The sequence below is a fragment of the Aquisalimonas asiatica genome, assembly GCF_900110585.1.
Classification (GTDB): Bacteria; Pseudomonadota; Gammaproteobacteria; order Nitrococcales; family Aquisalimonadaceae; genus Aquisalimonas; species Aquisalimonas asiatica.
Genome location: NZ_FOEG01000012.1, coordinates 75558 through 98869 on the forward strand (window position 1 = coordinate 75558; position 23312 = coordinate 98869).

The window sequence follows — 23312 nt, forward strand, 5'->3', positions numbered from 1 at the left end:
TGCACGGCCGGCATCCGGTCACGCGGATGACGACTGCCACGCCTGCTCGGCGGCCGCCTGCACGGCCTCCTGAAGCCGGGCGCTGGAGACACGCCGGCCACCGGCGAAACGGCGATACCACCGCAAGTGAACCCAGCGCACGTCCGTGGTCACGCGGTCGAGATCGAGAATATGCGCCAGCGCGAAGCGGTGGTGCCCTTCCCACACCTTGATGAACCGGCCCTCCCGGTCAATCGCGACACCGACCTGGTTGTCGGCGGCGTCGGCGCGGTAGCCCTGCTCCTGGAGGTTCCGGCAGAGGCCGCCATAGTTTTCCATGTAGTAGTCGATGCGCCGGTCGGCGTGGGCGCGGGCGGCGGCCTCGTCACGACCACGCTCGATGTAGTACTGGACCAGGGGCTCGTAGCAGGTGGCGGCGTCGAACCCGTTGCCGTGGAGCGTGGCCATGAGCCGGTAGGTGGGATGCGTGGTCATCGGGTGGACACGCCGATCCCAGCCGCCCCGCCTCAGTTCCGGCGGCAGGCCGACGCCATTCAGGGCGAACAGCGCTTTCGCGCGCCGGGTACGACGGGGGAAGTAGTGCTCGATACTGCGCGGCGGGATCTCCGCCTGAACGTATTCAGTCACGCTGCCACTCCATGGAGGGGGATACCGGGAGGGGAGTCTACCGGTTCGCCGCGCGCTCGTGCACGTCGCGCAGCATGGCTTCGTAGCCTTCGGCATTCCGCTCCATGGTGTAGTCGGCGGTGGCGGACTGGAGCACGGCCGCGGGCAGCGGCGCCCGCAGCGCGGTCAGGATGCCCGTTGCCATGGCCTCGGGCTCGCCCGGCGGGACCAGAGGCCCGAACTGCCCGCCCTGCAGGATCTCCCGGGGGCCACTGGGGCAGTCGGTGGCGACCACGGGCGTTCCCAGCGCGAGTGCCTCGGTGAGCACGTTGGGCGACCCCTCCCAGAGCGACGACAGTACGAACAGATCCGCCTGCGCCATCCACGGATAGGGGTTCTCCACGAACCCGGGCATCGTCACATTCTCCGCGACACCGAGGGCCCGCGCCTGCGACCACAGCTCCTTCTCCAGATGGCCGCCTCCCAGGATTACGAGCCGCGCCTCACGCTCCTCGCGGACCCGGGCCAGGGCGGCGATCAATGTTGCGAAATCCTTCTGCCGACGTAGCCCACCGGCGCCAAGGAGCACCGGCGGTTCATCAGGGGCGAACCAGGGATGCACCGGCTCCGCGGCGGCGGCTTCGTGGAAGTCGGGCGTGATGACCGGGTTCCGGACCAGGTGAATCGCGTCGCTGGCAATGCCGGTAATGGCGGCAATGTCGTCACGAACGCCCTCGGAGTTGGCGACGATGCCGTCCGCCTGCCGGTATGTCCGGCGCAGCGCGCGGTAGGTTCGCCACCGTTTGATGGCATTGCGCCCGGCCAGCCTGCGGGAGACCGTCGTTCCCGGCCGTACCACAACCCGGACGCCGGTGCCCGCCGCGTCTCGCGCCCTGATCGCGGTGACGGCATCCTGATCCTTGCCGACGATCACGGAATCGGGGCGGTTCTCACGGATATAGTCCACCAATGCAGCGCGATGCTGCCTTGGCCTGGCCGGTAACGGCCGGTGGCGGATATCGGCTGGCAACCCGCCCAGGAAGGCGCCATCGGCCGGTGACAGATAATCCACCTGATGGCCACGGCTGGCGAGACCACGCGCCGTGTTGATGAGCATGCGCTCGACACCTCCCTGTCCGTACTGAGACAGGAAAAACGCGATTCTCATGGGTGTGTTATTCTCTGCAGCCGTGTGGTGACGATGGGTTGCACAGCCTACCAGCATGGATCACGCGAGACACGCACCGCCCGAACCCCCGTACCGGTACTAGACTGAGATCCATGCACGAGAAGCGTCCACACATCGCCGCATTTCTGGCGACCTCGGGGCACAGCGGTGTCGACCGCATCATGGCCAACCTCCTGCCGGAAATGGCGCGGCAGGGTGCCCGCGTGGACCTCCTGAAGGTGAAACGGCACGGGCCCTATATCGACGATCGCCCGGACGGTTTTCGCGTCATTGAGCTCGGCAGCGCCCATGCGAACACCAGCCTGATCCCGCTGATCCGCTACCTGCGCCGGGAGCGCCCCGACGTGGTGCTGTCGGACAAGGACAGGGTGAACCGCACGGCCATGTGGGCCACGGCCCTGGCGCGAACCGGCACGCGCAACGTGGTGCGGCTCGGCACCACCGTCTCGCGGAATCTCGAGCGCAAGAGCCGGCTGGAACGGTGGGCTCAGGCCACGTCCATCCGGCGGTTCTACAATCACGCGGACCGCGTCATCGTGCCGTCCGAGGGCGTCGCCCGGGACTTGACCAAGTGCTACGGCATCCACAGCGACCGGATTGCGGTGCTGCCCAGCCCCGTCCTTACCGCCCGCGCTTACAGCCTGGCGCAGGACGAGGCTCCGCTGCCCTGGTCCGCGGAGATCCCCTACGTGCTTGGCGTCGGCCACTTCTGCGAGCGCAAGGATTTCGCCACCCTGATCCGCGCTGTCGCCCTGGTGCGCAAGACGCACACCTGCAACCTGGTGCTTCTGGGCAAGGGCAAGGAACATGATCACCTTCGGCAACTGGCCGCGGAACTCGGCTTTGGTGAGGACATCTACATGCCCGGGTTCTCACCAAACCCCTACGCCTACATGCATAACGCCAGCGTCTTTGCATTGACCTCCCGCTGGGAGGGCATGCCCGTCGTGCTGGTGGAGAGTCTCGGTATGGGCACGCCCGTGGTGTCCACGGACTGCCCCAGCGGGCCGAAGGAGCTGTTGCGCGACGGCGCGCTGGGCGCCCTTGTGCCCATGGGCGACGTGAACGCAACGGCGCAGGCCATTATCGACACTCTGGAACGCCCGCTCCCCGAGCGGACACTGAAGGACGCAGTGGCTTCGTATGACGTGACGGCAAGCGCGGCGGAGTATCTCCGTGTCTGTTGCGGCATGCAGACAAATGACAAGGAGAATCAACCATGACAGCCCCCGGAGACCAACGGCGCCCTGCCAGGCAACCGATCATTCTCATCGGCATGCATCGGGCCGGCACCAGCATGCTGACGCGCCTGCTCAACAATGCCGGGGTCTACGTGGGCCGACGTCTCACGCGCAACGCGGAATGCCCGTTCATGAACAGCCTGAACTACTGGGTGTTCGAGCAGTCCAGCGCCAACTGGGACAACCCCGCCAGCGTCGACGACCTGCTGGGCTACGACAGCATTCGTTCCGTGGTCGTGGATTACCTCAGCGGGGTCATCGACGGCCCGGCGTCGGCCCATTACCTGGGCGTGCGACGCTGGCTGCGCCACCGCTCCCTGCACGCCATCACGGACCACTGGGGCTGGAAGGACCCGCGCAACACCTACACGCTCCCCCTGTGGCTGGACATGTTCCCTGATGCGCGGGTGCTGCACATCACCCGTCACGGCATGGATGTGGCCCAGAGTCTGCGCGTGCGCCACCTGAATGCTTCGTCCAGCGCCATCCGCCGTTTTCAGCGGCGGCACTGGTTCTACGTGAACAACCCCGTCGCCCCGAAGAAGGGCGGGTTCGCGCACTCGCCCGGCGTAGCCGATCTCGAGCGCGGACTGGGCCTCTGGCGGGCCTACACCCAGCGGGCACACGAGCATGTGGAGGCCCTGGGAGACCAGGCGTACGAATTGCGTTACGAGGACCTGCTCGCCGATCCCGAGGCGCTGCTTCCCGGCATCCTCCGGTTCTGCGGCATCGAACCGTCCGATCACCTGATTCGGCACCTTGTAGGTGACATTCAGGCAAGCCGGCGCTACGCCTACGCCGATAGCGAAGAGCTGGCAGCCGTTGCACGGGACAATACGGAAACCCTCCAGGCGTGCGGCTACGATGCCTGAGAGGAACTTGAACTGAATCCGGAGAACGACTGAATGAAAGTCATCTATCTGGTTGGCATGGGCCGCAGCGGCTCTACCCTGCTGGACATACTCCTCGACTCCCACAGCAATATCCGCAGCCTCGGCGGCGTGCGGCGACTGGCGCACTATGCGCGCAAGCACCCCTGCCCCTGCGGCGCACCCAGCTTCTGGGAGTGCAGCTTCTGGTCCGAGGCCAACCGCCGCCTCGGGGAGAAGAACGGGCGCAACCTGGAGACGGCGGACGTCCATGCCCGTAACGAAGACGCCTTCCGCGCCGAGAACAGGGCGGTGTTCGAGGCCGCTGCAGAAGCGGCCGGGGTGGAGTTCGTGACGGACAACTCCAAGTCGGTCGTGCGGCTGAAGCGCCTGATGAACGCGCCGGACATCGAAGTCATCCCGATTCACGTGCTGCGCGACGCCCGCGGCCGTGCGCAGTCCATCCGCAAGCGCAAGGGCCAGCGCTACATTCCCACGTTCACCTACAGTCACCGCTCCCTGCGCCTGTATTACCTGCTGCGCAACAAGCCGCACATCGTGGTGAACTACGAGAAGCTGGCCGCCAACCCGGAGCAGGAGCTGCGCAAGCTCATGGATCGCATCGGCCTTGCGTTCGAGCCGCAGCAGCTCACCTGGGCCGAGCATCCGCACCACAACATCGGCGCCGCGGACGTGCTGCGCAAGACCGACGGCAGCACGATCCGGCCCGACGACGGCTGGAAGACGGCGCTGCCCGGCTACATGCAGCGCATCATCAGCCTCATCGCGCTCCCGGGGCGTATCGCCAACGACGCCAAGGAGCGGCGCTGGGGGCTGTAGCCCGCCCCGCGCCGGAGCGCTTCAGGTATCATGCGGCGTTCATAACGTACTGCCAGGCACCGGAGGCTGCATGCTCATCTCCTACAGCCGCAATTTCATGTTCGTCCACATCGCCAAGACCGGCGGGACGAGTGTGCGGGCGGCACTGCGGAAGTATCGCTGGGGCGGCTGGTATTCCCTGCCCCTCGGGCTTGCCAGCATGGTCAGCCAGATGACGCGGCCCCGCCACAAGCTGGGGCTTAAGTTCCCCCGCCACGCCAAGGCCGTGGCGGCGCTGGAGATGCTGCCCACGGACGTCTACGACGGCCTGTTCAAGTTCACCATCGTGCGCAACCCGTGGGACCTGCAGGTGAGCTCGTTCCACCACATCCGGCGGGAGAAACCGGAGGTGCTGGAGGGCGTGAACACGTTCGAGGAGTTCCTCAAGCGCAAGTTCGACCCGGAGCGGAGCTATGACTACATGCTCGACATCTCGGCCGAGCGGCAGCATGAGTACCTGGAGAACCTGCGCGGCGAAGTGATCGTGGACTTCATCGGCCGGTACGAGAACCTGCAGACCGATTTCAACACCATCTGCGAGCGCATCGGCATCACGGCACCGGAGCTGCCGCACCTGCGCCGGGCGGCCGATCGCCGGGATTACCGCAGCTACTACACCGACGAGCTGGCCGAGATGGTCGCCCACCACTACCAGCGAGACCTGGAGCTGCTGGGCTACACGTTCGATTCTCCGGACGGCACCTCATCGCCCTGATGGACGCCCGGACCCTGTCCCACCGCACCTTCGACCTGGGCGCTGCCGGTGAGCTGACGACCCAGGCGCTGATCCACGAGTACCCGGGCAAACGGGCGCTGTTCCGTGCGCGTCTCGACGGCCGCGATGTGGTGGCCAAGTTCTACCTCCTGCCGCTGCGCACCGCCTGGGAGTGGTGGCGCGGGGCGCGGGGCGCGCGGGCGCTGCAGGCCGTGGGCGTGCCCAGCCCGGCGGTGCGGTTCGCGGGTTTCGAGCGCACGTCCCGCTGCTGGCTCACCGTGGTGGACTGGATCGAGGCGGACATCCCGTGGCCGCCCCCGCGCAATCCGCTGCCGCACGCCACCCACGAGCTGCTCCTGCGTACCCTCGCCGCCCACCACGAAGCGGGCGTGGTGCAGAGTGACCTGAACTGGGCGAACTTCATCCCCCGCGACGGCGTGCTGCACTCCATCGACGGCGATCGGGTACGCCGCACCCGGGCGCCGTTACCGTGGCGCCGCGCGCGAGGAAATCTGCTACGGCTGTATGGCTCGAAAACCCACTTCGACGAAGATGAGATCCACTGGGGCTGGACGCGCTACTGCACCCTGCGCGGCCTCACCATCTCCGATGACGACGCGTGGGCATTCGTGACCGCCGTGCAGTTCCGGCGTCGGCAGGTTGCCGAGAGTGTGGCTTATCGCAAGCTGCAGGGCTGGAAGCATTTCGTGCGGGAACGCCGCAACGGGCACCTTGTGGTGGCCGACGGCCAGCGGCTGGGCGACGCGGCCAGGGCGCGCGCGGCCGAACTCCCGGTCACTGCCGGAGGCAAGGGCGAGGCGGAAGCCCGGCGGGTTGAAGCGGACACCATGGGCGACAGGCCGGTGGTGATCCAGGGGCACAGTGCCAGTGCCACACCCGGGCCCGCCGCCTGGCGCAGCCCACCGACACCAACCCGGGCCTGGATCCGCGCGGCCACGGCGGCGCGCTTGCGCCTCCCGGTGGAGCGCCCGGTGGGCCTGGTGGAAATGCGGGCCTGGCTATTGGGGCGCCGGGGCCACTTGATCTCGGCGCAACGGGCACACGCCTCGCTGCGCCAGGCGCTTGAGAGCGGCGAGGCGGATGTGGAGCAGACACTCGATCTCCTGCAGTCCCTGGTGAGGCGGCTGGAGACCGCGCGCATGAACCACCACTCGCTGACGCTGGATCGGCTGGGCTGGGATGGCTCGGCTGTCGTGCTGCTGGATGCGGGGGGGCTGCAATTGCTGCCACGCTGGCGTTACTGGCTTGGGCAGACCACCCGCGTGGACATATCTGCCCTGGCGACCGAGCTGGCGGCCCTGACGGGGCTCCCTGAAAGGGGCGTGGCCACCCGTCTGCGGCCACCACGGTCCCGCCCCTGACCGCTCAGGGCTCGCGCCGGCTCAGGCGCCGCAGGTCTTCATCCGCCGGATCAAAATCCTTGATGAAATACTCCGCACCGCAGTAGGGGCACTTGGCCTCGCCGGTCTTGTGGATCGGCAGGTAGACCTTGGGGTGGGAGTTCCACAGGTACATGCCCGGCATGGGGCAGGACAGGGGCAGATCGCCCTTGCCCACCTCGTAGCGGTTGGCCGCGTTGGGCTGGATGAGATCCGTGCGGTCGTGCGTCTGTGGATCGGCCACTGGTGGTTCTCCCTGCAGGTTCGGTTCAGACGAAAGTCAGCCACTCGTCGTAGGCGCTGCGCCGGCCCTCGACCTGATCGAAGTACATGGACTGCAGCCGCTCAGTGATCGGGCCACGCTTGCCGTTGCCGATCTGGCGGCCATCCAGCTCGCGGATCGGCGTGACCTCCGCCGCGGTGCCGGTGAAGAAGGCTTCATCGGCCGTGTAGACCTCGTCGCGGGTGATGCGCTTCTCGCGCACCGGCAGCTCGATGTCCCGGGCAAGCTGCAGCACGGTGTCGCGGGTAATGCCCTCCAGCGCCGAGGCCAGCTCGGGGGTGTAGAGCACGCCATCACGCACCATGAAGAAATTCTCGCCGGAGCCCTCGCAGACAAAGCCGTTGGTATCCAGCAGCAGCGCTTCGTCGTAGCCCGCTTCCGAGGCCTCTTTCAGCGCCATCATGGAGTTGATGTAGTTGCCGTTGGCCTTGGCACGGCACATGGTCGAGTTGACGTGGTGCCGGGTGAACGAGGAGGTCTTGATGCGGATGCCGCGCTCCATGTTCTCGGCCCCCAGGTAGGCGCCCCATTCCCAGGCGGCCACCATGGTGTGCGACTGCAGGCTGTCGGCGTGCAGCCCCATGCCCTCGGAGCCATAGAACGTCATGGGCCGGACGTAGGCGCTCTCGAGCTTGTTCTCGCGGATGCTGCGCAGGATGGCATCGTTGATCTCGTCCGGCGTGTGGTTGATAGTCATGCCGAGGATCTTGGCGGAGTCGAACAGCCGCCGGGTGTGCTCGCGCAGGCGGAACACCGCCGTGCCGCGCTCGGTCTTGTATGCACGGATGCCCTCGAAGACCCCCATGCCGTAATGCAGCGTATGAGTGAGCACGTGCACCCGCGCATCGCGCCAGGGCAGCATTTCACCGTCCATCCAGATGATGCCGTCGCGATCATCCATGCCCATCGCATGATCTCCTCGACTTGCACCCGCGCCGGGGGCGGGCAGGTTATCTTGTTTGGTCAGTCGTCCATCAGCCGATGCCACACGTCCGCCACCTGCCCGCTCATTTCCCGGAATGTCTCGGCCGGCACGATGGCAGGCTCTTCCTGAAGGGTGAGCTGGTGCACCCGTGAGCGGTACGTCCGGTAGGCATCAACCAGTAACTCGGCTTCGTCCCGACCAATCCAGCCCGCGTCACGCAGCTCGCCGAGCAGGCGGATGTTGTCGGTATAGCGAAGCAGCCGGGGGGCGTCCACAGCCCCCGACAGAACGCCATATTGCACCATAAATTCGATATCCGCGATACCGCCCCGGTCCTGCTTGATGCTGAACTCATCGGGGCGTTTGCTGCCCTTCTGCTCGCGCATGCGCTCACGCATGTCGCGCACCTCGACGCGCAGCTGGTCGCGATCGCGCGGGCGCCGCAGGATCTCGGTACGCAGCTCGGTAAACTGCTCGCCAAGCGCCACCGAGCCAGCCACGTAGCGGGCGCGCACCAGGGCCTGGTGCTCCCAGGTCCAGGCCTGCTCGCGCTGGTACTCGGCGAATGCATCCAGGCTCGTGGCCAGCAGGCCCGAGCGGCCACTGGGCCGCAGGCGTGTGTCCACCTCGTAGAGCACGCCGCCCGCCATGGTGGCGCCGAGGATGTGGATGATGCGCTGGGCGAGCCGCATGAAGAAGACGTTGTTGTCCACCTGACGGTCGCCGTCGGTGACCTGCTCTTCGCCACGGCTGTCGTGGATGAAGACCACGTCCAGATCGGAGCCGTAACCAAGCTCCAGGCCGCCGAGCTTGCCGTAGGCGATGATGGCGAAGCCGGCGTCGACCGTTTCGCCGTCCACCCGGCAGGTGGGCCGGCCATGGCGTGCCTCCAGATGGCTCCAGGCCAGGTCGAGCACTTCGCCGAGCACCACTTCGGCGATGTCCACCAGGTGGTCACTCACCACCATCAGCGGCGTCACGCCCGCAAGATCGGAGGCCGCAACGCGCAGCGCGTTGGCCTGCTTGAACTGGCGTAGCACCTCCATGCGCTGTTCCAGATCGTCGCCGGGATAGGCGTCCAGCCGCTCGCGCAGCTCCTCGGCCAGGGCCTTGCGCTTGAGTGGCGCATAGAGCGTGCGTGGATCCAGCAGCTCATCCAGCAGCATGGGATGGCGCGAGACGTGGCGGGCGATCCACGGGCTGGCGGAACACAGCTTCACCAGCTGCGACAGCGCCATGGGGTGTTCCACCAGCAGCGCCAGGTAGGAGGTGCGCCGGACGATGGCCTCCAGCAGATCCAGCAGCCGGGTCAGCGTGGCGTCGGGGCGCTCGGCCGCGGCAGTGGCACCGATCAGTAGCGGCATGAGGCGGTCGAGCCGCTCGCGGCCGGTTTCCGTGAGCGCGCGGCAGTGGGACCCGGTGCGAAAAGCGGCGAGCCGCTGCAGACAGTCCGAGGGCTGCTCGAAGCCATTGGCCTGGAGCACCGCCTCGGCCTCGGCGCCGGTGACCACTTCCGACCAGACGTCGCCGATCTCGGGCTCATCGTGCGGGGTCATCTCGTGTTCGGCCTGGGGCGCAGCGAAGACCTGCTCGAAATGATCGTGCACATGGCGCCGCAGCTCCGTGAGCCGCGCGGCGAACGCGTCCCAGCGGTCAAACCCCATGGTATAGGCGAGGCGCTGCTGGTCCAGCGGGTCCTCGGGCAGCTCATGAACCTGTTTGTCCTGCATGGCCTGCAGGCGGTTCTCCGTGCGGCGAAGAAACTCGTAGCCTTCCAGCAGCTGCCGCACGGCAAACCCCGGCAGGGCGTTGTGCTGCCCCAGGTACTCCAGCACGCGGATGATGCTGCGCTCCTGCAGGCCGCGCTCGCGGCCGCCCCGGATGAGCTGGAACGCCTGCCCCACGAACTCCACCTCGCGGATGCCACCCGCACCGAGCTTGATGTTGTGCTCAAGCCCCCGGCGCTCCACCTCGCGGGCGATCATGGCCTTCATCTCGCGCAGGGACTCCAGCGCGCCGTAGTCGAGGTAGCGGCGGTAGACGAACGGCCGCAGCGCCTCCAGTAGCGCGCCGCCGGCCTTTTGGTCGCCGGCCACCACGCGCGCCTTGATCATGGCGTAGCGCTCCCACTCGCGGCCCTGGGCTTCGTAGTAGGTCTCCAGCTGGTCACTGTGCATCACCAGCGGCCCCGAGTCGCCGTAGGGGCGCAGGCGCATGTCCACCCGGAAAACGAAGCCGTCCACAAGGCGCGCATTCAGGCTGTTGATGAGCTTCTGGCCGAGGCGTGTGAAGAACTCCTGGTTATCCACGCTCTTGCGACCACCCTCGGTCTCACCCAGATCGGAGTAGCCGAAGATGAGGTCGATGTCGGAGGAGTAGTTGAGTTCGCGGCCGCCGAGCTTGCCCATGCCCAGCACATAGAATGTGACCGGCTCGCCGGCGGCGTTGCGGGGCTCGCCGAAACGCGCCTGCAACTGGTGCAGGTGCCAGTCCAGCGCGACCTGAATGCAGGCGTCGGCCAGGGCCGAGAGCTCGCGCAGGGTCTCGCCCAGGCTGGCCCAGCCGGCCAGATCGCGCCACGCGATGCGCACCATCTCGCGGCGGCGGTAGCGGCGCAGGGCGCTGTTCAGGGCATCCTCGTCGCTGCAGTCGGCCACGGTATCCGCGGCACGACTGGCCATCTCGCCCTCTTCGTAGGCGCCTTCGAGGTCGCCGGAGTGGGCCAGATCGTCGAGCAGCTCCGGTGCCCGGATACAGGACAGGGCCACGAACGGACTGCCGGCCCAGACGGTCGGCAGTGACTGGAGCGCCATGTCCGTGTGGGGCAGCTCGGCGACGTCCTGGTAATCGGAGATCCACTCGGTGACCTGCCCCCTAAGGCGCTCCGGCAGGCGGGACATGGCGCGGTCGATCAGGTCACTGGCGTGGCTCACGGGGCCTCCGGATCGTAATGAGGGGTTGGCGAAGCCGGCGGTGCAGGGCACCGCCGATCCGCTCATCCTACTGAGCCGGTCCGCCCGGGCGCCAGCGCCCACGCCCGCCATCGGGCACCATGCGGCCAAAATAGAGCAGGCCGAAGATGATCCAGCCCACGGTGACCACGGCGGTGCCGATCAACACCGCCACCGGCCCGAACTGATAAATCAGCGGCACCGATGCGGCCGTGAACAGCCCACCACCGACGATGGGCTCGAACAGCATCTGCTTGTAGCCAAAGCTCTCCAGCGCCCCGGACTCGTTGCGCGGGTCGGCCATGCGCATCAGCAGCACGCCGGTCACGGTCACGCCCATGGACTGCCCGAAATCACCCACACCGCGTTCGAACCAGTTATAAGGGATGACCCGCGGCGCCAGCACCATGAGCACCAGCAGCGACCAGGCGATACCGGTTGCCGCCAGCAGCAGGAAGGGCACCAGATGCTCGCCCAGAGCCTGGAGTGACAGCGTCGCCAGGGCGGCAACGATGGTGAAATCCAGGGCAAAACCGGAGATGCGCTGCATGGTGCGCCCGGAGACGTGCTCCTCGTAGCCCAGGCGCATCACCACCAACTGGATGAACACGCCACCGACCATGGCCATGGGAAACAATGGCACGTGGGCAAGGATCTCGACACCACCATCGCGCGCCCAGGTCGCGCTCTCAAGCGCCTGCAGGGCCGTCAGCAGGGCCCACCCCGCCAGCACCGCCAGGCCCACGAGGCCAAGGTGCACGCTGAGCGGGTCGGTGGTGCTGCGCTCGTGGCGGTAATCCTTCTCCAGCTCGGCCTGTTCCTCGACCGAGGGGCGGGCTGCGTCGTCGCTGCCAGACTCCGGGCTGACGATGCCGCGCCGGGCGGCGATGTTGATGAGAATCGTGCCGCCGATCACGCCGGCGAGCAGGCCCACGGTTGCTAGACCCAGGGCCAGGTCAGCCCCCTCGGGGAAGCCGAGATCCTCGAACGTGCCTGCCATACCGGCCGCCGTGCCGTGGCCACCCTCGAAACCGATCTCGATCAGGGCGCCGGCCATGGGGCTCAGCCCGAACACCGGGGTGAGCACCAGTAGCGCCAGTAGAATGCCGACCACGTACTGGCCCCAGGCCATGGTCTGCCCCACCACCACCTGCGGCCCGGCACGCAACCAGATGGCACGGAGGCCCGGAATGGGTTTGCCCAGGAACAGCGCGGCGAAGACCACGCTGATCAGCAGCCCCGGCAGCGCGGACCAGGTGTCGTAGACGTAGCCGGGAAACAGGCCGGCGCCATCCTCGAACACGTGGCCGAACAGGGCGCCAAAGACCTCCGGCCCCGCCAGCAACGCCACCACGCCGGCGAGCAGTGAGCTGGGCAGGAACAGGCGTCGCGCCCAGAGCATCCGTGTTCTGAGAACGGAACAGGCCAGCACCAGCAGCCCGATCCACATCAACCCGACAAGTACCTGCCCGACTGTCAGCATCAATCATCCCCCCGGATTGCCTGGCGGCCAGTATGGCCCGGAACCGCTCAGGATTTCGAGGGCGGGACTACCTCCCTGCACCGACGCGGACGATCTCCGCAAGCAGTGCCAGCCGCTCCTGGGGGTCGGTATCCATCGCCGCAACGGCTTCAGCCGCACGTCGCTGGTTCCCGCTTTCCGCGTAGAGCCGGGCCGCCACGGCGGCATCACCCCGCTCCAGGGCGTGGTCCGCGACCATGCTGCTCACGGGCGGCACCGCAAGTGCGCGCGTGGACGCGACACGGTCCATGAACCGGCTGAGGGCGCTCCCTTCCCAGGGCATCGGCGCGTATACATCCATGTTGACCTGATTCAGTAGCGCGGAGAATTCCAGGACAACGGGCATGCCTGGCTCAGCCAGAATCACTCTTTCCACCCAGTCCCGCAGTTCGTAGTCATCCTCCTGGTCAGCCGCAGCAATAAACCGCCCCGTAACCTCCCCGCCCACCACGGGGAGGGCCAACTCGGCGAACGACACGACATCCCGCTGCAACTCCGAATGGTTCCGCAGCCTGCTCGCAGCGACCTCCCAGTCGCCCTGGAGTAGCGGTTTGGCGACGGTCCACTCCTCGCCATGCACCCACCACCCGGGGGCGCGCCCGCCGGCCAGCCCCCACCCGGACTCATCCGGGATGTGCTGTTTCGCCTCAGAGCGCACGTAACTCGCCCCTTCGGCCAGCGCCTGCCGCAGTATGCCGGCGGCAAGCACTTCCTGGCGGTCGTCTTCGACCTGCTTCATCGACACCACTGCGTTACCAAGCTGCCCGCTTTTAGCCTGGACTACGCCGAGCTGGAAATACGCCTCGTCCAGCTGGTGCTGACTCCAGCCCTGTTCGTGCTCGAAGATAATGTCGTCCATCAGCGCAATCGCGGGCGATTGCGCCAGCGCCAAACCGGGACTTGCCATCAGCACCACCGTCGCGCCGATCTTCGACACGGCGGCAACGGCACCCCGCATGCATCCATCAATCCGCATTTCCACCGACCTCCTTGTCATGCACCTTCATCACGGCTGTCTTGAGTGCGAGCCGTGAGGACAGCATCGGGATCTCGTCGGCGCTATCCCAAAGCCGACCTGCTTCGCCCGCCCGAACCGCGCCGTGGGCGAGCGCGCTGTTCATGAGGTTGACCATCCGCGATTGCCCCATCTCGTTGATACGGGCGACCTCCGCGTCTCTCCCTTCGCCGTCAACGGCGAACGCAGCCCCCACGCCCCGGTACCGCAATTCGGGGCTCGCCTCCAGGCGCGCCTCGACGAAGTCCCGCACCACCTCCTGTTGCGCCCCATACCGGTAGCTTTCCGGACTCGCTAGCCGATAGAGGAAGGAGCGCACGAAGATCGAATCCTCGTCGCCGAGATGCGCAACAAGGTCTTTCAGAACCCCTAATTCATCACTGCCGCCAAACATGGGCAGACCAAGATCGGGACGGTGACCGCTGATCACTTGCCCAAGCAAGGCTTCGGCAATCGACCGGTTCGATAGCCGCACCCGCTCCTCCGTCTGGCCGGCCATGAACCGGGCCAGATCCAGCTGAACCTCCTCCAACTCTCTGGCGGGGACACCGACCACTTCGGCTTCGGTGATGAGCTGCTCAGCTCCGGCCACGTCACCGTGCGCGGCATGCTGGATTGCCGCGTCCAGCAAGTACCCGGCACCGAGGTCGGCGGGCTCGACACCCGAGCCCTCCAGGCCATCGGGCCCGCCGTGATAGAGGAGCAGCCGCGCTTGTGCAGCACCTGCCTCCTGTGCGGGGTCGCCGATACCCTCGGCCTCCTGGAAGCGCTCCTCGGCAAGGTCGACCAGCGCCTGTGCCGCATCACTCCCCGGTGCTGCGTAAGCGGCCACATCGGCGGTCGCGCGAAGGGCAGTGACGGGGTCGTCCAGTTGTTCCAGGACGTCCATCGCGCGCTCGACACCATGATGATGCGCGGTTGCCGTGGCCTTGACTCGGACTCCGTAATCCCGCACGGCCTCGGCATCTTCAGGGATGGCTTCGAGGATCCCGTCAATGGCATCCATCTGATCCGCCGCGGCATACAGGGCGAACGCTTCCTGCAGGCGCTCCTTACCGAACGCCTTGGCGCCATGTTCGATCCGGTCCGCATCGACCAGGTAGCCAATGCCGATAATCCGCTGGGCCTCCGCATCGCGCGCGAGTCGCGGATCCTCGACAAGCCAGTGGAGGGGGCCTCGGTCGATTGCGGTGCTCCCGCTCCCGGTCTGCGGGCGAAACCCATGCGCCACAATGAACGTGGCGGCAGATTCTGCTCCTTCGATATCCAGCAGCGCATTCACCACCAGCTCGGCAAACGTATCGGCGTTCTGACTGTCCCAGTCGTCGCGAATACCTGCCGCTGCGGCATCGGGGTCCTCCAGGGCATGCCTGACATACTCACTGAGCGAGACGTCCATCCACCACTCGGACAACGACCGAATGAGGTGGCGGGAGTCGTGTTCCGGAAACTCCGAGTCGTCCGGAAGCAGGTTCCGGGCGGACCGGACCGCATCCCAGTCGCCATCCGCTGCAGCCAGTGGTGCAATCCTGTCCAGTGCGACCACCCGGAGGTCACCCCGCAACCCGGTCACACGCTCGATCGCGGCATCATGGCGGCCAGCAACTGCTTCCGCCAGGGCCAGAGAGCTGGCCGCCAGCTGACGCTCACGCTGGGTCACCTCGTCTTTCTCGGCCTCATACACGGCTTCCATGTCCGCGATCAGACAACCGTAATCGCCCTGATCAAGACACGACTGACTCCGCGAGTCATCACCTCCGCACGCCGACAACCCCGCCGCCGCTCCAAGCAAGACAATCACCACTGCAGCAGCCCTGCAGCGGTATAAGGCCATGTACGTCATAACAGCTCTCCCTGCTGTATCAGTGTGCAGTCAACCCGATTGAGACCGCCGTCGGTCTCACTGGCGCGTCGCGGTAACCGTCACTGTTTCCCTTGGGAAAACGAACGACAGGATACGCACGCTGTCGATGCGCCCGTCGGGGTCGAAGACGTGGAGCCCCTTAACCCCCCGCTCCATGTCCTCTGCGGTGACGAACCCCTGCGATAGCGCCCCGTCATCCGTCCAGTCAACGGCATAAGTGTCGGAATCGCGCATCCTGACGTCCTGCAACATGTCGGCGGGCCCCCGGCGTACGTCCCAGTAACGCAGTGGTTCGCCCTCATCATCCAGGGGGATGAGGTCCCATCCGCTGGCGGTCACGCCGCTGGTGGTGTCGTCGATATGCACGCGGGCGAACGCGTTGTCCAGTTCCTTGACGGCGACCGAAGTGCCCTGGATCTCCAGTGTCCCGGGCTCGCTCTGCTCCACGCGCTCCACCCCGGCGGCCGACGCCGGCACCAGCAGATCCAGCTCGACCGATGCGGCGGCCTCGTGCCACTGCGGGTCACCTGACACCAGCGTCCACTCTTCCTCGGGTACACGTCCATCATCGAGGAAGTAGGCGATGGCGTCACCTTCGAACAGAGGCCACAGGGGCTGTCCGGACACATCAAGTTCGGCGATGACGGAGCCATCGTCGGACAATGCGCGCGCGCCGGTCACCTCGACCAGCCAGAAGAGCATCGTTGCCGTCCGCGATGCGTCGCCCATGGCAGACGCGGACCCCTCGACCCGCCAGCTTTCGGCATCACCCTCGGATGGTGACCAGCGCAGGGCCTCCGCCAAGTCCCGGATACCGTTCTGTACTTCCTCGAACTTGCCCCGGTCAGTTACTTCCTCAACCCACTCCTCTATATGGTCGGCGGACGGCGAGAAACGACCGCCGACGTAGTCGGACACCGCTGCGAACAGGGACGGGTTGGTCATGAACGTATCGGGGCGATAGTCCTCCTGCCGGGCGACCAGCAACGTCGACAGTACTGCCGACTGCCCCCGCTCGGAATGAACGCCGTGGTAGAAGAGGCGCGTCAGGAGAGGCCAGCCGGTGTCGCGATCCAGCGTCATGGTCCCGACGAAAGCGGCGAATGGTTCCGGGGCCGAGAAATCGGCCACGGACCGCACTCGAACGTCGACTGTGTCGTCTTTGACGTTCACCACTTCGAATTGCGCCAGCTGGTCATCGGAACCAAAGCGCTCGGCCCACTGTGCACCCGTCTGCAGCCCGTCGGCCGGCAGGCTCAATGGCTGCATGCCTTCGACGCGGAGCAGGCCGCTGGATACCTCGCTCCACCGGGAACCCAGCTCGTCCCTGAGCGCGTCCTCTACGTCGCTGTCTGGGAACTCGACCCGCTCGGCAGTGTAGTCCGCGTCCATGTACAGCCTGACACCGGACTGCATCAGGTCGTGCAGCAAGGTTTCCCGGTCGTTACTCGGCGACTCGGTCGTGTCCAGCACGACGGCGCCGTCCTCCTCCAGGCGCATCTCCGGGATACGGACGTCCATGGCGTAGCCGTCGTCTGCATCCACCATTTCAACGGCTGCGACGCTGTTCATGGCGGAGTCCAACGAGCGCCCCCTTGCGTCCACGTGCGTCACCACCTCCATGTGGTAGCGCTGCCGGTCGCCGACGCCGGGGAACGGCAGGGCAGGCTCGGCCGCCACCTGCGGTTTACCCTCGACTACGGCGTCATCCGCGCCACCATGCTGATACAGCAGACCGGCAGCACTGCCAACCAGTACCACACCACCAATGCCAAATAGCGTTGCCTTCCATCCCATGGGCTGTTACTCCGATAGTGTTTGTCGTCGGTACGGCCGGATCACCCCGCATGCGGCGCGGAAGAGTGCTGCAGCCGCTCTTCCGGCTCACGCCCCGCGAGGCGGTGCTTCAGGTCATCCACCGCCTCCTCGAGGGCACCCCTGGCTGCGGCCCGGTCCTGCTGGGCCGCAGCCTGGCGCTGGTCAATGTCCTCGATGGTGTCACCAATGCGCGTGAGGAACTCCACCACCTTGTCGGCGGATGCGATGCCTTCCCGTACCTGTTCGTCCACCATCCGCTGATTGGTGTCCAGGCGCTCCGCGACCTCGCCCATCATCTCTTCCGTCGTGTTGCGGGTGGCTTCCAGTGACTGCAGCCGCTCCTGCTGACGCACCTGTTCCGCCACCAGCGCCAGCTGCTGCTTCATGACGGGCACGGCCTGGGTCAGGGCCATGTCCAGCTCCTCCGTGACGATGATCTCGCTGTGCAGCGTCTGCTGAATGGTGGGGATCATGCCGGCGGCGATGGCGCGGCTCTTCTCCAGGTTGGTCAGACGGCGGTCGAAGACGTCGGCACGCTGCTCGAGCTGGCGCAGCTCGGCGGCCTCGACGGAGTCACTGCCGGTGGCGATGTCGTCGCGCAGCTGCCCCAGGCGCTGGCGTTCGGCGTCCAGAATTTCGCGACCGGCAACGATGGCTGCCGCCATGCGCTTGAAGTTCTGCAACGCCTCCTGGCGCAAGGCACGGAGGTTCTCGATGGTGACCATGCTGCCGCGCTTGTCACGCTCCAGGGTGGCAATGACCTGGTCGATCTGGCCGCTGACCGTGGACCACTGGGCGGAGAACTTCTCCAGGGCCTTGCGGCCGTTGAAAAACAGCCGCCCGAAGAACCCGGACGGCTCCAGGTCCCTCCCGAGGCGGGCCGTTACGAGGCGTAGCTCGGTCAGGTGGTCATGCACGCTACCGAGATCGGCGGACCGGACCCCCTCGACGATGACATCCGCGAACTCGGACACGCCCGAAGCTTCCGCCGCGGCGAACCGCTCGGGGGCATCCCAGCAGAACCCCTCCTTGATCTCGTTGATGCGGCCCTGCTGCTCCTCGCGTGCGGCCTGCAGGTCGAACGCCTGCGCGGCGTCACCAAGGAACTGGTCCACCTCCTGGCGTGCAGCGTGATCCTTGTTTCGCTCCAGTTCGACAACGGGTAACGTCATGATTGGCCTCTCCCTGTTCTAAGCTGCTGCTCCAGCACCCGCATCCGCACCTGCGCGGCACGCTCGTCCGCGTCAGGCTCGCCCTCCTGCTCGAGCTCGGCCGCGACTGTCTCCAGCAGGGAATGGATGGTGTCCTGATTGGCGGCACGCCGCCCGGCCGGCAGATGGTCGTGAGCCAGCAGGGCGTCGGCGGCGGTGCACAGGAGCTGTCGGGCATGCCCCGTCCTCTGGTCACCGGGCGTGCGCCGCCCCTGTTCCACCACCCGCCGGCCGGCACGCCCCACACGGTCGAGGACGGGCCGGAGCGTTGCATCATCGTGGCGGTCGAAGTGCCGTAGCGCGGCCTCCGCGTCCTGCCAGAGCACTCCGGTATCACCACGGCTCTCCCGCTGTTGCGGTGCATGGCGGCGTTCGAAGCGCCACACATGCACCGCCGCCACCAGCAACCCCGCAACGACACCTGCCAGGCTCCATATGCCTCCCAGCCCAAGACCCGCAATGGCGATCATCACTGCCGCGGCAGCGGTATACGTCCGGCGCGGGACTCGGGGATCAGGCGTCATCGCCTCGGCCCCTCAGGCGGGTGAAGAGGTCTGAGAATCCGGCTTTGCCGCCCGTTGCTGCCCATCCGGGAGCTCGGCATCGTCATCGCCGACTTGCTCGTCCGCTGCGTCATCCTCTGCGGCATCATTAATACGCTGGAGCGAGCCGTTTCTGAGGGTCTCGGCGAGATCGATACCGACCTGACCACCAATCTCCTTGAGGGCCGGCCCCACGGTTGAGTAGTTCATGAGCTGCCCGAACAGATCCTCCATTACGGAACGGGGCTGGCCACCGCCACTCGCCGCGCTGCCATCTGACGTGGCGCCATTGGCGTTGCCCCCGAGACCGTGAATGAACACGGACCGCATGTTCTCGCCCACGCCCTCGAACGGCCCCACCAGCTCGCGGAGCACGTCCGGCGCGACTTCCAGTTCCCGCAGTCGCTCTGCGTGCGCGATGAGCCCGCTGGAGAGGGTGTTCTTCGCCTCGTTGACGGCCCGAATCCCCTCGGCCTCGGCGGTCTTCTTGGCCCGGGTTGCTTCTGCCTCGAACTCGGCGGCGGCCCGATCCTGCTCCGCGGCCTGGCGCCGGCCCTGCGCTTCCAGCTCGGTGGCCTCGCGCTTGGCGTTGGCCGACACACGCACCTGGGTGGCGTCCACCTCGGCAGCCTCCTGGGCATTGGTCACGGCGATAGCCTTCTGGCGTTCCGCCGCGGCCTGTTCCTGCGCCGTGCGCACGGCCTCTTCCGCAACGACGCGCGCCTCGCGGGCGGTCTCGGCCTGGGCCTGGGCCCGGGACTCGCTCTCGGATTTCTCGGCCACGGCAATGCGCTGCTCCTGCTCCGAGATCTTCAGGTTGCGGTCGCGCTCGATACCGCGGGCCCGCAGCACTTCATCCTTCTCCAGCTCGGCGGTCTCGGCGGCCTGGTTGGATGCGGTCTCGGCCTTGCGCGCTTCCGCATTGCTCTCGGACTGGTAGATCGCCACGGAGCGCTCCTTGTCGATCTCGGAGCGCTCGACGGTCTCGCGACTGCGGATGCTTTCCTGTTCGGCCCGCGCGGTCTGCTGGGCCTCGGCGATCTGCGCGTTGGCGTCCGCCTCGGCCCGCGCCTGGGTCTCGGTTGCACAACGCTCGGCCGTGATCTTCAGCGCCGTGGCGTTGAACATGTTATTGGGGTCGAGGTTCTCGGTGGGCGTCGGATCAAGGCCGGACAGGGAGACAGCCTCAAGCTGCAAGCCGTTCTTGGACAGGTCGCTGGCCACGATCTCCTGGACCCGCTGGACGAAATCCTGGCGGTTTTCGTGGAGGTCCATCATGTTCTGTTCGGCGGCCACCGCGCGGAGTGCATCCACCAGCTTGCCCTCGATCAGCTCCCGCAGCTTGTCCGGGTCGAAGGTGCGATCACCCAGGGTCCGTGCCGCCTGGGCAACCCCCTCGTCGCTCTCCTCGACGGAGACGTAGAAGTCCACGGTGGCGTCCACACGCAGGCTGTCCTTGGTGATGAGCGCATCCTCGCCGGTGCGACGCACGGTGAGCTGCACGGTGGAAAGATTGACACTGCGGGCCTCGTGAAACACCGGTAGTTTCAGGCAGCCACCGTCGATGATGACCTTGCGCCCGCCCATGCCGGTACGCACCAGGGCGATGCCCCGCGGCACCTTCTTGTACAGCGATGCGATAACCAGAATGGCCCCGAACAGGGCACAGAGGACGATAAACGGAACAGTCAGGACTGCAGGCATTGGTTTGAACTCCCTGTAATGGTGGTAAGCGACCGCTTCTTACGGCAGTCAGTCGGTAGCGCGCCGCCGTGCCACGAAGACGACGCGGCTTTCCCTTGCAATGATGCGAACCGGATCGCCGGGCTGGATGGCTTCCCCCTGTTCCGCCCGCACCCGAATCCAGTGCTTGAGCCCCTTGGGGCCGACGACTTCGGCCTCGGCGGTGCGCTCTGCCGTCGCCACACCCTGGGATATCACCCCGTCCCGACCGACCAGGACATCCCGATGAATGCCGGACGACTCATCAGCGGGCATCAGCCGCCCCAACCAGCCAGAGAGGCGCGCAGACACCGGCAAGGTCACCGCAAGCGCCGCGACGGATGCGACCGCCGGCCACAGGGGAGCTCCCAGCGTCTGCTCAGCCAGCCACTGAATGCATAACCCGGCCACCGAAAAGGTGGCCAGCATGATGATCAACACGACGAGAAACGGTACCTGGCCGAAGCCGAGCCAGGACAGCACACTGCCACCGGCGTCGAGGTCCACGTCCGGCACGAGGCTGTCCAGCGCGCTCGAAAGACCGATACCGAACACGAGCGCAAGAAGCTCGACCACCGCGATAGCGGCGACGATACCCGCGGCAATCATGAACGGCTGTACCGCTGGCGCCATGAGTTCGTCAAACATGAGGGCGGGGGCCTAGCCGTAATCGCCTGAGCGCGAGGACTCCGGTTGAGCGGACTCCTCGGACCCATCGTTCATGAAATAGCCGATCTCGAGACCACCACCATCGGCCAGGCCGACCGTCAAACCACCGTTGGTCACTGGCCTGCCCTCGTCGTCGCACAGGAAATAGCGCTCCGCGACGTAACGGTGCAGCTCTTCCCAGCCGGACCGTCTGACGTGTCCGGCACCACTAGAGGCCACCACCCCGAGGATCGTAAGCACGTAGGGATTCAGCAGGATCCATTCACGGAGGGTAGGCCCTGAGGCGGCGACCATGATGGAGCTGGGGCCGAAAATGAGGATGAGGACACCGGCCGCCGCAAGCAGCACACCACCGCCGGCGAGATACGGTGCGACGGCGAGTTTGTTGCGGTGCCCCTGAACATCGCTCCCGCCTTCAATAGCCATGGGCAGGTCGGATACCGTCAGGGGGACGAGTCCATCGTGTGAGGCCTGCTCACCCATGGGGCGCACTCCTTTGCTCTGTCATTGATGTTGGTTGTCGGAGCCATCCTGGCTCGTTAAGCATGGTAATCGAGCCGATTATCTCAGCGCAATGCCCGCGCTGACACCCCGGCGTCGACGAAGCATGGCGGGTGCTCGGGCGTAGGGTGGATCTTCAGATCCACCATCCATGAACACGGCTAGCGCCACCTACCCCGACTTGCCCGTGCGCCAATCCCCCTCGCCAACGCCCGACGGGCGCCAGCCCGACGCCAGCGCCTGCTCCCGGGTGCGGCCCCAGGGGTAGGCCGCGGCTGCCTTGCGGGCGCGCTCGTGCAGGGTGCTGGCGTGGGAGCGCTCCATGTCCAGCCAGTAGCGCTGCGGCCGGCCCGACTTGCGGTCGTGCTCTGCCGTTATCGGGTCCAAGTGACGCGTGCCATCGAACTCCGGGATGTCAGGTAGCGGCCGGCTCACGTCCATGAACTGCTGCATCGCCTCCCAGATCACCTGCGTCTCCCACAGCTCCACCTGCGCGCCCGGATAGCCCACGCTGTAGCCCGTGCCACGGTGGATAAGCCCCAGCCGGTGACGGATGGTGCCCACGGCCGTGGAAACCGGTGAGGCGAAGGCCTCGAACTCGGCGAACGGCAGCTCCACTCGCCCAACCTTGCGCCCCGCCCACAGGCTCACCATCCCGGTGTCGCGGTAGAAACGGGTGTCGCGCTTGAGGGTGAACCAGCCGCTGTGGACCAGGAGGCGGCAGAGGAGCCAGATGGAGAACAGGGGTAAGAAGAGATAGGTGAACTGAAAACGGATCTCGCCGAGCGCGAACTTCGAGATGCCATCTGTAAGGAGAAAGATACCAGAGACCGCAATTGGCCCAAGAGTGAAAAAACCAGCCGCGGCACCAATGGAGGCAATCAGCACCAACGGATCCGCCCGTGAGGCCCACATGCGACAACGGTGGGGCTCGCGCTCCGCCAGATCCTTCTCCAACTTCTCTCCAGCCCCCTCCCGCAGCCGATCCAGCTCGAAGACGTTCGTGGCCGCCGCCATGAACTCCCGGCACTGCGGCCCCAGCAACGGCAGCCGCGCACCCAGCGCCTTGCGATCAAAGTACCCCATGGACTCCAGATCCTGCCCCGGCGGCAGGTCGTCCGGGCGGCTGCCGGTGAATGCCGTGTCCGCGTAGGTCGTCACCCCGGCTTCGGGTGTGCCGTCCGTGGTCATTGGTGTTGGTGCTCCCTTTTTGTGTTGATTGGTGGACCTGAAGGTCCACCCTACGGTCACCTACGGCCACCCCGGTTGCCGCGGTGTTGCGGGCGGCCCAACCGTAGGGTGGATCTTCAGATCCACCATCCATGAACACACCCACCTACGCCGGCTTGGCCGTGCGCCAGTCGCCCTCGCCAACGCCCGATGGGCGCCA

The 23312-nt window shown here is 66.5% G+C and carries 20 protein-coding genes; 5 read left to right on the forward strand and 15 right to left on the reverse strand.

Translation table 11 applies throughout. From position 1 onward, the window contains the following. Positions 1 to 18: 18 nt before the first annotated feature. Both BMZ02_RS17155 and BMZ02_RS17160 read right to left on the reverse strand, forming a co-directional pair. The gene (locus BMZ02_RS17155; RefSeq protein ID WP_091646094.1) at positions 19 to 627 is read right to left on the reverse strand and encodes a hypothetical protein; all 609 of its coding nucleotides are present in this window, start codon (positions 625 to 627) and stop codon (positions 19 to 21) included. A gap of 37 nt (positions 628 to 664) precedes the next feature. After that, positions 665 to 1774, reverse strand: a complete 1110-nt coding sequence (locus tag BMZ02_RS17160) for a glycosyltransferase (protein ID WP_091646095.1) — start codon at positions 1772 to 1774, stop codon at positions 665 to 667. 113 nt (positions 1775 to 1887) lie between these two features. Here BMZ02_RS17160 and BMZ02_RS17165 point away from each other — a divergent pair, with 113 nt between their 5' ends. The 5 genes from BMZ02_RS17165 to BMZ02_RS17185 all read left to right on the forward strand — a co-directional run bounded on the left by BMZ02_RS17165 (position 1888) and on the right by BMZ02_RS17185 (position 6881). Further along, positions 1888 to 3018: a glycosyltransferase gene (locus BMZ02_RS17165; RefSeq protein ID WP_091646097.1), complete on the forward strand. Its 1131-nt coding sequence runs from the start codon at positions 1888 to 1890 to the stop codon at positions 3016 to 3018. Then, positions 3015 to 3908, forward strand: coding sequence for a sulfotransferase family protein (locus BMZ02_RS17170; protein WP_091646099.1), 894 nt, complete (start codon positions 3015 to 3017; stop codon positions 3906 to 3908). Before BMZ02_RS17165 ends, BMZ02_RS17170 begins: the two co-directional genes overlap by 4 nt. 33 nt (positions 3909 to 3941) lie before the next feature. Continuing rightward, positions 3942 to 4745, forward strand: a complete 804-nt coding sequence (locus BMZ02_RS17175; protein WP_091646100.1) for a sulfotransferase family protein — start codon at positions 3942 to 3944, stop codon at positions 4743 to 4745. A 70-nt stretch (positions 4746 to 4815) separates the two neighbouring features. Then, a complete protein-coding gene (locus tag BMZ02_RS17180; protein ID WP_091646102.1) occupies positions 4816 to 5499 on the forward strand; it encodes a sulfotransferase family 2 domain-containing protein in 684 nt (227 codons plus the stop codon). Continuing rightward, entirely contained in the window at positions 5499 to 6881 is a 1383-nt protein-coding gene (locus BMZ02_RS17185) for a BUD32 family EKC/KEOPS complex subunit (RefSeq protein WP_091646104.1), read from the forward strand. Before BMZ02_RS17180 ends, BMZ02_RS17185 begins: the two co-directional genes overlap by 1 nt. Before the next feature lie 4 nt (positions 6882 to 6885). Here BMZ02_RS17185 and BMZ02_RS17190 read toward each other — a convergent pair whose 3' ends face one another. From BMZ02_RS17190 to BMZ02_RS17250, 13 genes are all read right to left on the reverse strand, one after another. Beyond that, on the reverse strand, positions 6886 to 7143 hold the full coding sequence (locus BMZ02_RS17190) for a zinc-finger domain-containing protein (RefSeq protein WP_091646106.1): 258 nt from the start codon (positions 7141 to 7143) through the stop codon (positions 6886 to 6888). 25 nt (positions 7144 to 7168) lie between these two features. Further along, positions 7169 to 8089, reverse strand: a complete 921-nt coding sequence (locus BMZ02_RS17195; protein ID WP_091646108.1) for a branched-chain amino acid transaminase — start codon at positions 8087 to 8089, stop codon at positions 7169 to 7171. A gap of 56 nt (positions 8090 to 8145) precedes the next feature. Then, positions 8146 to 11007 carry a bifunctional [glutamate--ammonia ligase]-adenylyl-L-tyrosine phosphorylase/[glutamate--ammonia-ligase] adenylyltransferase gene (gene glnE / locus BMZ02_RS17200; RefSeq protein WP_091646139.1) on the reverse strand — a complete coding sequence of 954 codons (2862 nt, stop codon included), beginning with the start codon at positions 11005 to 11007 and terminating at the stop codon, positions 8146 to 8148. Between the two features lie 100 nt (positions 11008 to 11107). Continuing rightward, complete coding sequence (locus BMZ02_RS17205; protein ID WP_245754067.1) at positions 11108 to 12541, reverse strand: sodium/glutamate symporter; 1434 nt, start codon at positions 12539 to 12541, stop codon at positions 11108 to 11110. A gap of 67 nt (positions 12542 to 12608) precedes the next feature. After that, complete coding sequence (locus BMZ02_RS17210) at positions 12609 to 13556, reverse strand: hypothetical protein (protein ID WP_091646111.1); 948 nt, start codon at positions 13554 to 13556, stop codon at positions 12609 to 12611. After that, positions 13546 to 15438, reverse strand: a complete 1893-nt coding sequence (locus BMZ02_RS17215; protein WP_139209257.1) for a hypothetical protein — start codon at positions 15436 to 15438, stop codon at positions 13546 to 13548. The genes BMZ02_RS17210 and BMZ02_RS17215 overlap by 11 nt, the downstream gene beginning before the upstream one ends. A gap of 57 nt (positions 15439 to 15495) precedes the next feature. Further along, the gene (locus BMZ02_RS17220; RefSeq protein ID WP_091646114.1) at positions 15496 to 17256 is read right to left on the reverse strand and encodes a hypothetical protein; all 1761 of its coding nucleotides are present in this window, start codon (positions 17254 to 17256) and stop codon (positions 15496 to 15498) included. Between the two features lie 41 nt (positions 17257 to 17297). Then, positions 17298 to 18449: a toxic anion resistance protein gene (locus tag BMZ02_RS17225; RefSeq protein ID WP_091646116.1), complete on the reverse strand. Its 1152-nt coding sequence runs from the start codon at positions 18447 to 18449 to the stop codon at positions 17298 to 17300. After that, on the reverse strand, positions 18446 to 19012 hold the full coding sequence (locus BMZ02_RS17230) for a hypothetical protein (protein ID WP_139209258.1): 567 nt from the start codon (positions 19010 to 19012) through the stop codon (positions 18446 to 18448). Before BMZ02_RS17230 ends, BMZ02_RS17225 begins: the two co-directional genes overlap by 4 nt. Before the next feature lie 12 nt (positions 19013 to 19024). Continuing rightward, complete coding sequence (locus BMZ02_RS17235) at positions 19025 to 20734, reverse strand: flotillin family protein (RefSeq protein ID WP_091646119.1); 1710 nt, start codon at positions 20732 to 20734, stop codon at positions 19025 to 19027. A 48-nt stretch (positions 20735 to 20782) separates the two neighbouring features. Continuing rightward, positions 20783 to 21400, reverse strand: a complete 618-nt coding sequence (locus BMZ02_RS17240; RefSeq protein WP_091646121.1) for an OB-fold-containig protein — start codon at positions 21398 to 21400, stop codon at positions 20783 to 20785. 12 nt (positions 21401 to 21412) lie between these two features. Continuing rightward, positions 21413 to 21904, reverse strand: coding sequence for a hypothetical protein (locus BMZ02_RS17245; protein ID WP_091646123.1), 492 nt, complete (start codon positions 21902 to 21904; stop codon positions 21413 to 21415). Between the two features lie 189 nt (positions 21905 to 22093). Then, a complete protein-coding gene (locus BMZ02_RS17250; RefSeq protein WP_091646126.1) occupies positions 22094 to 23113 on the reverse strand; it encodes a hypothetical protein in 1020 nt (339 codons plus the stop codon). Positions 23114 to 23312: the final 199 nt, after the last annotated feature.